This is a genomic window from Vibrio navarrensis (assembly GCF_000764325.1).
GTDB lineage: Bacteria > Pseudomonadota > Gammaproteobacteria > Enterobacterales > Vibrionaceae > Vibrio > Vibrio navarrensis.
The window spans coordinates 3,162,280-3,175,733 of sequence record NZ_JMCG01000001.1; the positions used below are offsets into that span (position 1 = coordinate 3,162,280).

The following is a 13,454-nucleotide window of genomic DNA, read 5'->3' on the forward strand; positions in this document are numbered from 1 at the left end:
TTTGGTGAGTTCTTGGGCACACTTCCCGGGGTCGGAGACCTTATGCATACAGAGAAATTTATACGCCGGAACCTAGGAGATCCTATACAGTCCCGGTAAGTATCAACCGGGCATAATTATTGAACCCTCTCAGGCAAGATAAATATGGTATAGGAAGTCGGACAGGATAATAGTACTGATGAAACAGACGAACAAAACTCGTAAAACAGACGCGGAGTCTGCGGAGGGAAGTATCCTGACCAAGGGGAATGGTCAACAGTCTAACCACGGCCAGACACAGAGCTGGATCCCCGTGATGTCAAAGTTGGTGGCCATACGCAAACTCGCAGCTCAAAATAAGACACTGAAGTTTAACAACCTTCTTCATCTTATAACGGAAGAATTGCTCATGGAGTGCTTTTACACTCTCAAGCGTGATTCTGCCGCAGGGATCGATGGGGTAACATGGGATAAATATCAATTATTCTCAAAACAGCTCATCAAGCAGCTATGTGAAGATATTCAATCAGGACGATATAAGCCAAAACCTGCCAGAAGAATTTATATCCCTAAACAAGACGGTAGTCAGCGACCGCTGAATATCCTATGCATTAGGGACAAAATTGTTCAACAAGCAGTCAGTAAAGTTCTAGAATCGATCTATGAGAGCGACTTTATGGGCTTTTCATATGGTTTTCGACCAGAGCGGAATCAGCATCAAGCTCTTGATGCACTGTATGTTGCTCTCAACCGGAGAAAGATAAACTGGGTGCTTGATTTAGATATAACCAAGTTCTTTGATACTGTAGAACATGATTGGTTGATCCAGTTCTTAGAGCACAGAGTCGCAGATAAACCATTGCTCAAAATTATTACCAAATGGTTAAAAGTAGGGTACGTTGATGAACATAACCAGCGAGTTAAATCGCTCCTCGGGACTCCTCAAGGATCGGTGATCTCACCATTGTTGGCAAATGTTTATCTTCATTATACTTTTGATCTTTGGCTGAACCGAGAACGGCATCGAAGTGCAACTGGCGATGTCATCATGGTTAGGTACGCTGACGATGCTGTTATCGGTTTTCAGCATAAAAATGATGCAAATGCGTGTTTAGAGGGGTTGAAAAGACGCCTCTCTCAATTTGGCTTATCCGTTCATCCGGACAAAACCAAGTTGATACATTTTGGACGATTCGCTTTTGAAGACTTTAAAAGAGGGAAAGTTCAAAGACCAGGAACCTTTGATTTCCTTGGATTCACACATTACTGTGACCTGACTAAGAGCCAAAAGGCCATAATGATCAAGCGGAAGACAATCAAAAAGCGACTTATCAGTAAGATAAAATGGGTCAGACAGGAGCTAAAGAAAAGGCTTCACTTACCGCCGTGGAAGGTTGGAAAGTGGCTGAATCAGATTATTCGAGGGCACATCAACTATTATGGTGTCCCAATGAATGGTAGCTCCCTAAATCTGTTTATTACAGAGATCACTAATGCATGGCTAAAGCAACTGCGAAGGCGTAGCCAGCGTCATAAAATGACATGGTCACGTTTTAGGAAATTAGTTGATTACTGGATCCCCAAAGCAAGAATTGTCCACCCTTATCCTGAGCAGCGATTTGACGTTAGACCCAAGGTAGGAGCCGTATGCGTTAGTAGCGCACGTACGGATCTGTGCGGGGGGTAGCGGGTGACCGCTATTCCTACCGCGACCAGTTTCTGAACCCATATTCAGATAAGTAAACTCACTACGATTTGAATTTGGTTTACAGAAAAATTGATATTTTGGCATCTTGAATTTCCTTACTGCTGAATAAAATAATAGCTAACGCCCTGCTAAGGGGTGAGCAATGCACTGCGAAAGCTACCGCACACCAACTTAATCACAAAACTCACCGCATGCTAAAAATGCCACGCATTGCGAATCCCGCTTAAGCAGTTTGTTAGCTTAAATTTCAACACCTTAGATTTGCCAAGCCTGAGATTAACCTGATTTGGGAAACCGGCAAACTGCCTGAGCTTTGAAACCCGAATTGATTCAAACTTTGTGGCCTTTCATACGATTTGAAAACCCGAAAATTTTGATAAATCACTTTCGGAAAACTCAAAGCGAAAGCAAAACTTACAAAGCGACTTTACGCCAAACTGGCTAACCTCGCGCAATCTCAAAGCTCAATTGAGGCAACATCTCGAAACTCACGTTGACAAACAATGTTGATTTGCCGAAAAACTCGAATGAATTGCCGATGGAAGAAAGAACAAGCAGCAAACAATTGATTTTTATTGTTTTAAGCTAACGCCCTGCTAAGGGGTGAGCAATGCACTACGAAAGCGACCGCACACCGCCTTAATCACAAAACTCACCGCATGCTGAAAATGCCACGCATTGCGAATCCCGCTTAAGCAGTTTGTTAGCTTAAATTTCAGCACCTTAGATTTGCCAAAACTGAGATTAACCCGATTTGGAAAACCAACAAACCACCTGAGATTTAAAACCCGAATTGACTCAAACTTTGTGGCCTTTCACACGATTTGAAAACTCGAAAATTTTGATAAATCATTTTCGGAACACTCAAAGCGAAAGCAAAACTACCAAAGCGACTTTGCGCCAAACTGGCTAACCTCGCGCGATCCCAAAACTCAATTGAGGCAACGGCTCAAAACTCGCGTTGGCAAACAATGCTGATTTGCCGAAAAACCGGAACGAGCTGCCAAGGGTGGAAAAACAGGCTGCAATCAATTGATTTTTATCGTTTTAAGCTAACGCCCTGCTAAGGGGTGAGCAATGCACTACAAAAGCTACCGCACAACGCTTTAATCACAAAACTCACCGCATGCTAAAAATGCCACGCATTGCGAATCCCGCTTAAGCAGTTTGTTAGCTTAAATTTCAGCACCTTAGATTTGCCAAAACTGAGATTAACCCGATTTGGAAAACCAACAAACCACCTGAGATTTAAAACCCGAATTGACTCAAACTTTGTGGCCTTTCGTGCGATTTGAAAACTCGAAAATTTTGATAAATCATTTTCGAAATACTCAAAACCCCCCTCTGGCAGGATAGTTGTCACTGTTAAAATTTAACCAGTCTAGGGCGGTAAGAGTGAATTGTGTCTCGTATTCCAACAGAAAGAAAAGAAGCCATATTGAAGAAGCTGCTGCCTCCATACTCAATGTCAGTGAGCGAACTTTCAAAAGAGGAAGGCATTAGCACTGCAACCCTGTATCATTGGCGACAGCAACTCAGACGTTCAGGAGCCGCAGTGCCAAACAGCAACACTTCATCAGAGCAGTGGTCTGCTCAAACTAAACTCGCCATCGTCGCCGAGACTTACTCGATGACCGAGAATGAACTCAGCCAATATTGTCGTGAAAAAGGTCTGTTTCCAGAGCAAGTCCAACGCTGGCGCAGCGAATGTATGCAAGGCTTCATGTCGAGTAAAGAGCGGGAAGCACAAGCAAAGAAGCAGGCCAAAGCGGATAAGCTTGAAATCAAAGAGCTTAGGAAGGAGTTACGCCACAAAGAAAAGGCGCTCGCTGAAACGGCTGCCCTGTTGGTTCTACGAAAAAAGCTCATAGCCTTTTACGGGGAAGAGCCAGAGGACGACTAACCTCAACCGATGAAAGGCAGCACCTGATTGCTCTTATCCACGATGCCAAGCAAAGTGGTTGCCGCTTAGAGCGAGCTTGTTATGAGGTTCAAATTGACCTGAGAACGTATCGTCGATGGTATCGGCAAGGAGAGGTTCAAGCGGATAAAAGACCGACCTGTGCCAGACCTGAGCCAGCTAACAAGCTCTCTCAGCAAGAGCGTGATGCCATTATCGAGGTGTGTAACCGCCCAGAGTTCGCGAGCTTACCTCCAACTCAAATCGTACCGACACTGCTTGATAAAGGTGAGTATATCGCCTCAGAGTCGAGCTATTATCGGGTACTGAGTGCACAAGGGCAACTTCATCATCGAGGCCGTCAGAGGAGTAGACAAACACAAGCGAAGCCAACGAGTTATACGGCGACAGGCTCGAATCAAGTCTACACATGGGATATCACTTACTTGCCTTCAAAGGTTCGAGGCCAGCACTATTATCTGTACGTCATTGAGGACATCTACAGCCGAAAAATCGTGGGTTATGAGGTGTATGAACGTGAGTGCGGCGAGTTAGCCTCACAACTCCTGCAGCGGACGTTGATGCGAGAGCAGTGCTTCAGTCAACCGCTGGTTCTTCACTCAGATAACGGTGCGCCTATGAAGTCGCTGACGTTCAAAGCGAAGATGGATGAGTTAGGCATTACCTCATCGTATAGCCGTCCAAGAGTCAGTGATGATAATCCGTATGTAGAATCGTTGTTCCGCACGGTAAAGTACATGCCAAACTGGCCGACAAAGGGCTTTGAAAGTCTCGACAGCAGTCGACGTTGGGTTGAAGCCTTCGTGCGCTGGTACAACACCGAGCACAAACACAGTAAGCTAAATTATGTCACGCCTTCAGAGCGTCATAATGGAAAAGATGAAGAGATCTTGAAGCGCCGAGCTGAGGTATTGCTCGCAGCAAAACAGCGAAAACCTGAGCGCTGGCCTGGTGATATCAGGAACTGTGAACCAGTTGGTGAAGTCCACCTAAATCCAGAAAGAGAAGCTGCTTAATAAGCAAGCAAATGATGGCAACTATCTTGAAAAACACCGAAACGAAAGCAAAACTACCACAGCGACTTTGCGCCAAACTGGCTAACCTCGCGCGATCCCAAAACTCAATTGAGGCAACGGCTCAAAACTCGCGTTGGCAAACAATGCTGATTTGCCGAGAAACCTGAACGAATGGCCAAAGGAAAAAAGAAAAGACCACAACCAATTGATTTTCAATGTTTTAAGCTAACGCCGCATTAAGGGGCGAACAACACACAAAAGCACTTAACGCATAGCACCTTCATCACAAAAATAAACGCATGATAAAAATGCCACGCGTTGTGAGTCCCTCTTAAATGCTTTGTTATGTTTATTTTGTGAAAATAAATCTCGCTCCTGTATCACCAAGCAGACTTTCCTTTATTTCATTGACTGTACCTGCAAGGATTTCTAGCTCACTTTGAGAAAAAACATGCTCATTTCTATGACTTATTGAGTACTTTCCTCCATTGCTCAGTTTTGTTTTAAACTCATTCAGCTTATCTTCTCTTATATCATAAGGTAGACCGTCTTCATCCATTGCACGCAAAACTGTGACGATAGATAGGGATGAATCGTTGGCGACTAAATTCGCCTTTTCAGCTAACAAGTCGAATGGGAAGAGTTCTTTCCCCTCGTTGAACATGCGAAAGTATTTATCAGATTCCTCATAGGAATGCTCGAATTCATAAATTTCAACAAAGGGCATTTTTTCAAAGTCTTGATTGATATCCACTAACACAGATTGTGCCATCTGCTCTTTTGGTCTTGGATAAACTTGAGCGCCAACCAGTTCACACGTAGAACCTGGTATAAATGGCAACCTATAAATAACTCCTACACCATCACTTACCGGACTCCAGGTATTATTTGTACATTCGCAACAAGCAAAAAATGCAGCAACATCTAAGGAGTGAGTAACATCTAAGTGCGTTGTTTTGAGACCATAGAGAAGTGGACCCCGCTGGTTGGACACATAAGCTCATTTGTTAAGTGGTTGACCCAGCTCATGCTGCGTATCTTTGCCTACCGAAGTAGGCCTCATCAGGAGTGAGGTTATTCAGTCCTTGATGGTTACGCTCTTCATTATAAAACACCATGTAGTTGCCGATTTCAAGCTCGGCTTCACGGGGCGTGGTATAAGCCTTTAAGTAAACCTCCTCATATTTCAGGCTTCGCCATAATCGCTCAATGAAAACATTGTCAACCCAGCGGCCTTTCCCGTCCATGCTTATACGTATGTCATGTTCAATTAACTTCTGTGTGAACTCTGTGCTGGTAAACTGGCTGCCTTGATCTGAGTTAAAGATATCAGGTGGCCCATAATGCTTCAGCGCTTCCTCAAGCGCTTCGATACAAAAACTCGTGTCCATGGTGTTGGATAGTCGCCAAGCCAGCACTTTGCGGCTATACCAGTCGATAATCGCAACGAGGTACAGGAACCCCTTCGCCATCGGGATGTACGTGATATCAATCGCCCAAGCTTGGTTTGGGTAAGTGACTTCGATATCACGCAACAGGTAGGGATACACCTTGTGTGCTTTGTTAGCCAGCGTCGTTTTGGGCTTGGGATAAATCGCCCCAATCCCCATATCGCGCATGAGTCGAACAACACGCTTACGATTAACGCTATGGCCCTTTTTAGCCAGCTCAGTTCGAATGCGCCGACTGCCCATAAACGGATACTGCAGATGAATTTCGTCAATCATACGTCGTAACGTGATCTCCTCAGCAGAGAGTCCGATGGGCTGATAGTAAGCGGTAGAGCGAGCAATATTGAGCAGCTCACATTGGCGCTTTATCGGCAATGGGGTGGATTTAACCAGCGAACTCTTTCGCTGGGCTCGGTCTAACGACCGAGCACTTTGGCCAAAAAATCATTTTCCATGGTCAATTGACCGATCTTGGCGTGAAGTTTGTCCACATCTTCGGAACTCTCTTTTCCTGAGTGATTTTCGGTGGCAAAAATCATGGCTGCGTTTTCAAGCAGCTCCTTTTTCCATGTTGAGATCTGGTTAGCGTGCAGGTTATATTTCTGAGCTAGCTCAGCGACGGTTTTATCGCCTTTAGCGGCATCGAGAGCCACCTTAGCTTTAAACTCAGGAGAGTGGTTTCTACGTTTTCTAGTCATAATCTGTCCCTGTATTGTTGGGTACTATCAAAACAGATCGACCACTTAAAGTCATGTCCGAAAATTGGGGGCCACTTCTTAGTGCTGGGCAAGTGCCTCCAAATTCAACTCTAGGCCTATTTCTTTGGCTAGTTGTTTCCGCGGATTATCTAAAATACTCTTAAACTCAGCCAATTTAATTTTGTACGCAAAAATATCCTCATGCCTAACCACCCCTCTTAGTAAGGAAGAAACGCATGGACTAAAACGCTTATTCTGTCCCCGATACACATAAAAGCTATTAATTTTGTTAAGTGACGGAATAATTGCACCGAATCCGTTACCTTTGTCAATCCATTCGAAGTTTGGGCCATCCTCTGTCTTTGGGAAAAAAGGGTTATTTATATCATTCTCTTTGAGATAATTAATCAAATTAGAGATTGAATTAAATTTTTTCATATTATCTCCATAAACATAACGCCCTGCTAAGGGGTGAGCAATGCAATACGAAAGCTACCGCACACCGCCTTAACCACAAAACCCAACGCATGCTGAAAATGCCACGCATTGCGAATCCCTCTTAAGCAGTTTGTTAGCTTAAATTTCAGCACTTTAGATTTACCAAGCCTGAGATTAAACCGATTTGGAAAACCAACAAACCACTTAAGCTTTGAAACCCGAAATAACGCAAACTTTGTGGCCGTTCATTTACATTAAAAATCAGTAAATTTTGACAACCCGTTTTCGCAAAAATCAAAGCGAACGCAAAACTTCCAAAGCGACTTTGCGCCAAATCAGCTAACCTCGCACAATCCCAGCACTCAATTGAGGCAACGGCTCAAAACTCGCATTGTTAAACAATGCTGATTTGCCGAAAAACCTGAACGAATGGCCAAGGGAAGAAAGAAAAGACCACAACCAATTGATTTTATTTGTTTTAAGCTAACGCCCTGTTAAGGAGTGAGGCATGCACAACAAAAGTTACCGCATCACTACGTAATCACTCAAACCACCGCAAACCAAAAATGCCACGCATGCCGAATCTGCTTGAACAGTTTGTTATGTGTGGACCAAATTTGCAATCAATTACATTTTTGCCCCTCGATTACAAAGTTTTGTACAGAACCTTTAAGAACGACCATTATTCTGAAAAGGAAACCTCAACCTTTGCTGTGCTAAGACCTTTCAACAACCCATTAATGTTAAACTCAATTTCCAATGGAATTGTGACCACACCTTGTGTTGTCAGTTCTTGAGCTAGCATCTCAATAGACCCTTTCACAATGTCCGTGTTCATATGCAATACTTGCACGAACTTCGGTACATCAGTAGATTGAGTAAATTCAATTTTTATCTTGGGCATAACCTATATTACTCCCTAGCACATAACGCCCTGCTAAGGGGTGAGCAATGCAATACGAAAGTTACCGCACACCGCCTTAACCACAAAACCCAACGCATGCTGAAAATGCCACGCATTGCGAATCCCGCTTAAGCAGTTTGTTAGCTTAAATTTCAGCACCTTAAACTTACCAAGCCTGAGATTAACCTGATTTGGGTTCCTAACAAACAGCCAGAGTTTTAATACCCGAAATGACTCAAACGTTGTGGCATTTCATGCGATTTAAAAACCCGAAAATTTTGATAAATCACTTTCGGGAAACTCAAAGCGAAAGCAAAACTTCCAAAGCGACTTTGCGGCAAACCTACTGACCTCGCGCAATCCCAAAATTCAATTGAGGCAACTGCTCAAAACTCGCGTTGGCAAACAATGCTGATTTGCCGAGAAACCGGAACGAGCCGCCAAGGGAAGAAAAAATAGGCTGCAATCAATTGATTTTCATTGTTTTAAGCTAACGCCCGCTTAAGTGGTGAGCAACGCAATACGATGTTACCGCACACCACCTAAATCACTAAGTTTACCGCAAACCACAAATGCCACGCGTTGCGAATCCGTCTTAAAGCGTTTGTTATGTTTAAGCTTCAAGGGCTTACGTTTTACAAAAACCAAGATTAACTCAGCGTTGACTCACAAACAAAAGCCAAGACCTAAAAAACTGAAATGACTCATAGATTTGAAAAACAACTTCAAATTTCGACTGTTCAAGCCCAAAACCTAAGATCAATTTTCTGATTGAGCCAACCACCCTAACCTCGCGCTTACCCGAGAATTGACTGAGGCAACTCTCTGAATTTCCAGCGCCAAACGAAGCCAACTTGCCGACAAGCGCAAAACCTACAAGCCGAGGGAGCAAAGAAAAGATACAACCAACTGATTTGACGTGATTAAACATAACGCTGCGTTAAGGGGCGAATGCCGCCTAAACCCACTTTCCGCAGACCATTTTCACCACTTAAATCACCGCATGCTAAAAATGCCACGCGGCATGAGTCCCTCTTAAACGCTTTGTTATGGTGCTGAACTCAATGTTAGTTCTTGTATGTCAATTAGGTCGACTTCCCTACCCAAGATTCGCTTGTACTCAACGAGATGATGGACTGGCATAACTGGTAATTCAATGCCCTTATAGTGTTTTATCACTGACTCTGAAAAATGGATTTCAAGCTCATGCCAAGAGCCATCCAGAGCAGATTGTATCTTCGTGTTTTGTGATAAACCGATTTCAATTTTCTGATTGTGATAAACCAACTGGAAATACTCTAGATTCCAACCGTATTCAGCGTAATGAGTTAAGGGTTTAGATATAAACTGCGATACACGAGCTAAGACCTTGTTTGCGTCAGAATTACGGATATAAAGGTCTATGTCCGCAATTTCACGACTGCCGCCATGGAGCGTTGCAGCTAGCCCACCAACAATTTGGTACTCAACCGCCTCAGAATCCAAGAGTTCTTTGAGCCAGTTCAAGGCTACTTTCACTTTATCACTCATATAGTTCCCTAGGCTGAAATTTGCCCTGCGCCATAACGCCCTGCTAAGGGGTGAGCAATGCACTGCGAAAGCTACCGCACACCAACTTAATCACAAAACCCACCGCATGCTGAAAATGCCACGCATTGCGAATCCCTCTTAAGCAGTTTGTTAGCTATTTTTTCTCAGTAATTGATTTGAATGATTCAAAAATGAATGTCGCCAACCCACCTGAAGCACTTGAATTTGCATAATCTTCTAAAGGCTGACAGAAATTTAATTTGAACTTCTCAATCGCTTCTTCTGGAGTGGGAGCTTGTATCGTATCACCGTCTACTTCAAGCCCCGAACTCAAGAGTTCTTTCTTTTCAAAAAGATAAGTTTCTGAGTCCATATTCAGATAAGTAAACTCACCACGATTTGAATTTGGTTTACAGAAAAATTGATATTTTGGCATCTTGAATTTCCTTACTGCTGAATAAAATAATAGCTAACGCCCGGTTAAGGGGCAGCCAACGCCACAACCAAGCTTCCGCATAACACCGTAACCACAAAAAACAACGCATAATAAAAATGCCACGCGTTGGCTGTCCCTCTTGAACCGTTTGTTATGTTTAAGCTTCAATGACTTACGTTTTACCAAAACCAAGATTAACTCAGCTTTGATTCACAAACAAAAGCCAAGACCTAAAAAACGGAAACGACTCATAGATTTGAAAAACAGACTTTGTATTTCGGCAATTCAAGCCCCAAAACCTGTGTTCAAAATACTGATTGCGCCAGCCGCCCCAGGGCGTCCGCATGAGTGGTTAGAATTTAGTCATTGACTTAAATCCAGCGACTAAGACTTGCTCCAAGAAGCCGGGGTTCATCATGCAACGTTTCTGCTTCATTGGCACACTAATTTTGCTTGGCTCAGCTCTTAGCATGTTAAGCGCCATGTGTCTTAAACCTGCCAAATTTTCAGCCGCGTTTTGTCGGTAAATCTGACAAGCATCTTCTCGCATGCTCACATCTAAAATCCAGTGCATTGACTCTATGCCCCAGTGGGCTCGAATGGCATTTCCTGCCTGCTCCGCGGTCAGGTCTGCTGAACTTATGTAGTAGCGGTACTCCAGCTTTGGCGCTTTACCTTTGGCTACTCGGTAATTTTCAACCATGACAATACTGGCGAGTCCGCTCCACGTTGAGAAGTCACCCTCTAACTCACTAGCCTTGAGTACATGGCAAGTACGTGCTTCAACGCGGCCTTTTTGTTTCTCGATTTGATAAGTGGTTTTGTCAATCGGGGCACGGCGGTGTGGGGCGAAGGCTGTCTGTATGGCTGCCGACAACTTGCCTTGATTCCCCTTTACTGCCAACAAGTAATCACCGCCCTTGCTAGTGATCGCCTTGGCAATCTTGGTCTGGCAGGCCATCGCATCAATCGTCACGATAGCTCCGCGCAAGTCGAGCATCTTAATAAGCTCTGGAATCGCGGTAATTTCATTGCTCTTATTGTTGGTTTTGAGTTGGCCCAATACCAGTTGGTTGGCACTTGCATAGGCGCTCACCATATGGATGGTGCTTTTCCTGTCGTCTCTATCGTAGGAGCCGCGCAAAGTCTTGCCATCAATGGCAATCACCTCACCAAACGTCATGGTATGTACCGCATTCATCCAACCCAGGAAGCAGTCGCGAAACTCGGCAGGATCAATATTTGCAATCAAACGAGCAAAGGTATCGTCGACAGGCACACCGTTTTCAAACAGTCCCTGTTTAAGAAACCACTCATGGTGGCCAAGAACATATTCACGAATGTCAGTCCAGCCTTGACCTCCGGCTATCACGGCACAGATAGACCCAAACAAAATATCAAACAGAGGATAATCAACTTTTGCACTTTGTCGTTTGTCACGGATGATACTGAAATGCGCTTTGATGGTATTAATATTCATGGTCGCTCCCCAAAAGAAGAGCATAAGATCACAGACCGTGCTTCAGGTCAAATTTAACCTTGCGTTGTACAAGAAATGTTCATGATCTTGCCCTGTATGCGCCGACTTGTATCCGGAAAGATACTGGCGTACACTAAACAAAGATTATAGGAGTTGTTGATGCCCGAGATACTCAAAAAGTTGTTAGGTTTGAAGTTTGTCATGTATTACTTAGACAATGACTCTCACAACCGCCCTCATGTGCATGTTGAGTATGGTGAGCACCGCGCCTCCATTGCTATTGATGATATTGAATTACTTGCTGGATATTTGCCAGCTAAAAAACTCGTCAAAGCCGAGAAGTACATTGAGCAACATAAAAGCGAATTGCTGAACGAATGGAACAAAGCCGTCAAAGGTGTAACGATTAAGAGGGTTAACTGATGTTAAAAATCATTGATGTTGATTGGGAGTCTGGTTACGAGTTAGAACTTGAGTTTAGCGATGGTTTTCGTGGAATTGCTGACCTGACTGCTATCTTTGAAACTGAAGCGTTTTCTCAAGTTGACTCTTTTACAGAGTTTTCTCTTGAGGGGACTTACATCGATTGGGGTGTTGCTGAAATATCAGCTACGAAGTTACGCCAATTAGCAGAGGAGCAAGGTAAATACCTTGAAGCTAAAGAAAGAGCTATTTCACCTGATGATATTGAAGCTGTTCTAAAACAAGCTGCTTGGGATTCGATCACGCTTAATAGACCAGATATTCTTCAAGCTGCTATTCGTGGCTATATCGAGGAGTATGGAGTTCAAAACGTGCAACTTAAAACTAACCTTAAAAGTAGACCTAGTATATACAAGGCTTTAAGTCCTCATACTTCGCCTAAATTCGATACTTTAGTTCAACTGGCTCACGGTGCATTAGCTGTAAAAGCTGAAAACGAAGCTTTTTCTCAATAATACTGTGCTCCCAAATATTGGGAGCATATAACGCCCGGTTAAGGGGTGAGCAACGCAACGACCAACTCACCGCACAACACTGTAAACCACAAAAATCAACGCATTACAAAAATGCTGCGCGTTGCGAATCCCTCTTGAACCGTTTGTTATGCTTAAACTTCAAACACTTAGATTTAATCAAACACTAGAATAACTCAGAATTTCAAACCAACCCAAGCACCAAAATCCGTTAACCTGATCGAAACCATGATTTGAATAAAAACCACGTTAAATTCACTACGATCAAAAGAACAAAGTGCCCTTTCAATAAAATCCTGACCAACCAAACCCACAGCACATTGGCGTAAAACTCGACTGAGGCAACAACGCTGAACCAGCAGAGCCAACGAAATTGCCTTTTCATTAGGCAGCGCAAAACAATAGTAAATTGCCGATACGCTTTTAGCCGATAAGCCGAGGAGCCAAATCACTCAAAGCGACTTTGAGAAAGAGAAACTCCACACGAACCGGCTCAAAACTAAAATGAGGCAACCGCTCGAAACTCACAGCATCAATTCATTTCAAACAGCGACAGCTTTGAATCATTGCCGACAAACAAGATCGAATGGCCGAAGGAACACGGAAAAATCATGAACATTCCCGTAAATAAAGGCTTCCCAGAACCTTCAAAAGGTACTCCGGATCCATCGCGCACATCGCTCTTTTGTGTTTAATACTCGCTTTTAGTGTCGTTTCACTTTTTAGCATGTTTAAACACATCTGTCTGATCCTTGCGAAATTCTCTGCTCGTTCTTCCGCTCGTTTACGGCAAGCATCTTCACCAAATGCAGTATCCAACATCCAATGCATCGACTCGACTAACCAGTGCGAGCGTGAAGCATTTAACAATTCTTTAGCACTGAGCGCTTTCGAACTAATATAATATCGAACCGTTACTTCTGACTCTCGGTGTTTT

Annotated in this window: 11 protein-coding genes and 1 pseudogene; 4 read left to right on the forward strand and 8 right to left on the reverse strand. The window is 43.6% G+C overall.

All coding sequences use genetic code 11. The features are described from left to right. Positions 1 to 178 precede the first annotated feature (178 nt). Both ltrA and EA26_RS14020 read left to right on the forward strand, forming a co-directional pair. On the forward strand, positions 179 to 1,666 hold the full coding sequence (gene ltrA, locus EA26_RS14010; protein ID WP_052079615.1) for a group II intron reverse transcriptase/maturase: 1,488 nt from the start codon (positions 179 to 181) through the stop codon (positions 1,664 to 1,666). A 1,423-nt stretch (positions 1,667 to 3,089) separates the two neighbouring features. Continuing rightward, a protein-coding gene (locus EA26_RS14020; protein ID WP_404975831.1) for an IS3 family transposase occupies positions 3,090 to 4,624 on the forward strand; the annotation gives its coding sequence in 2 pieces (ribosomal slippage) (positions 3,090 to 3,543 and positions 3,543 to 4,624; 1,536 coding nt in all). A gap of 349 nt (positions 4,625 to 4,973) precedes the next feature. Here the strand turns inward: EA26_RS14020 and EA26_RS14025 are convergent. The 7 genes from EA26_RS14025 to EA26_RS14070 all read right to left on the reverse strand — a co-directional run bounded on the left by EA26_RS14025 (position 4,974) and on the right by EA26_RS14070 (position 11,561). Then, the gene (locus EA26_RS14025) at positions 4,974 to 5,618 is read right to left on the reverse strand and encodes a hypothetical protein (RefSeq protein ID WP_152593695.1); all 645 of its coding nucleotides are present in this window, start codon (positions 5,616 to 5,618) and stop codon (positions 4,974 to 4,976) included. A gap of 31 nt (positions 5,619 to 5,649) precedes the next feature. Then, a protein-coding gene (locus EA26_RS14030) for an IS3-like element ISVpa4 family transposase (protein ID WP_100269006.1) occupies positions 5,650 to 6,773 on the reverse strand; the annotation gives its coding sequence in 2 pieces (ribosomal slippage) (positions 5,650 to 6,521 and positions 6,521 to 6,773; 1,125 coding nt in all). A 78-nt stretch (positions 6,774 to 6,851) separates the two neighbouring features. Next, positions 6,852 to 7,211: a hypothetical protein gene (locus EA26_RS14040; protein ID WP_039428557.1), complete on the reverse strand. Its 360-nt coding sequence runs from the start codon at positions 7,209 to 7,211 to the stop codon at positions 6,852 to 6,854. A gap of 682 nt (positions 7,212 to 7,893) precedes the next feature. Next, the gene (locus EA26_RS14050) at positions 7,894 to 8,115 is read right to left on the reverse strand and encodes a hypothetical protein (protein ID WP_039428561.1); all 222 of its coding nucleotides are present in this window, start codon (positions 8,113 to 8,115) and stop codon (positions 7,894 to 7,896) included. A gap of 1,047 nt (positions 8,116 to 9,162) precedes the next feature. After that, entirely contained in the window at positions 9,163 to 9,645 is a 483-nt protein-coding gene (locus EA26_RS14060) for a hypothetical protein (protein WP_001281103.1), read from the reverse strand. A 154-nt stretch (positions 9,646 to 9,799) separates the two neighbouring features. After that, positions 9,800 to 10,081 (reverse strand): hypothetical protein, encoded by a 282-nt coding sequence (locus EA26_RS14065; protein WP_039428564.1) that lies wholly within the window; start codon positions 10,079 to 10,081, stop codon positions 9,800 to 9,802. Between the two features lie 352 nt (positions 10,082 to 10,433). Next, positions 10,434 to 11,561, reverse strand: coding sequence for an ISAs1 family transposase (locus tag EA26_RS14070; protein ID WP_039428566.1), 1,128 nt, complete (start codon positions 11,559 to 11,561; stop codon positions 10,434 to 10,436). Between the two features lie 159 nt (positions 11,562 to 11,720). Here EA26_RS14070 and dhiT point away from each other — a divergent pair, with 159 nt between their 5' ends. After that, positions 11,721 to 11,984: a type II toxin-antitoxin system toxin DhiT gene (gene dhiT / locus EA26_RS14075; RefSeq protein WP_039428569.1), complete on the forward strand. Its 264-nt coding sequence runs from the start codon at positions 11,721 to 11,723 to the stop codon at positions 11,982 to 11,984. Then, positions 11,984 to 12,499: a type II toxin-antitoxin system antitoxin DhiA gene (gene dhiA, locus EA26_RS14080; protein WP_039428571.1), complete on the forward strand. Its 516-nt coding sequence runs from the start codon at positions 11,984 to 11,986 to the stop codon at positions 12,497 to 12,499. The genes dhiT and dhiA overlap by 1 nt, the downstream gene beginning before the upstream one ends. Before the next feature lie 627 nt (positions 12,500 to 13,126). Here dhiA and EA26_RS20695 read toward each other — a convergent pair. Further along, a pseudogene (locus EA26_RS20695) lies at positions 13,127 to 13,444 on the reverse strand (ISAs1 family transposase); the annotation flags it as partial. Positions 13,445 to 13,454: the final 10 nt, after the last annotated feature.

What these genes read in the sequence shown, in the direction of transcription:
- dhiA (WP_039428571.1), top strand. Translation starts at nt 11,984, where the DNA reads ATGTTAAAAATCATTGATGTTGATTGGGAGTCTGGTTACGAGTTAGAA.
- EA26_RS14070 (WP_039428566.1), bottom strand. Translation starts at nt 11,561, where the DNA reads ATGAATATTAATACCATCAAAGCGCATTTCAGTATCATCCGTGACAAA.
- EA26_RS14050 (WP_039428561.1), bottom strand. Translation starts at nt 8,115, where the DNA reads ATGCCCAAGATAAAAATTGAATTTACTCAATCTACTGATGTACCGAAG.
- EA26_RS14065 (WP_039428564.1), bottom strand. Translation starts at nt 10,081, where the DNA reads ATGCCAAAATATCAATTTTTCTGTAAACCAAATTCAAATCGTGGTGAG.
- dhiT (WP_039428569.1), top strand. Translation starts at nt 11,721, where the DNA reads ATGCCCGAGATACTCAAAAAGTTGTTAGGTTTGAAGTTTGTCATGTAT.
- EA26_RS14060 (WP_001281103.1), bottom strand. Translation starts at nt 9,645, where the DNA reads ATGAGTGATAAAGTGAAAGTAGCCTTGAACTGGCTCAAAGAACTCTTG.
- ltrA (WP_052079615.1), top strand. Translation starts at nt 179, where the DNA reads ATGAAACAGACGAACAAAACTCGTAAAACAGACGCGGAGTCTGCGGAG.
- EA26_RS14040 (WP_039428557.1), bottom strand. Translation starts at nt 7,211, where the DNA reads ATGAAAAAATTTAATTCAATCTCTAATTTGATTAATTATCTCAAAGAG.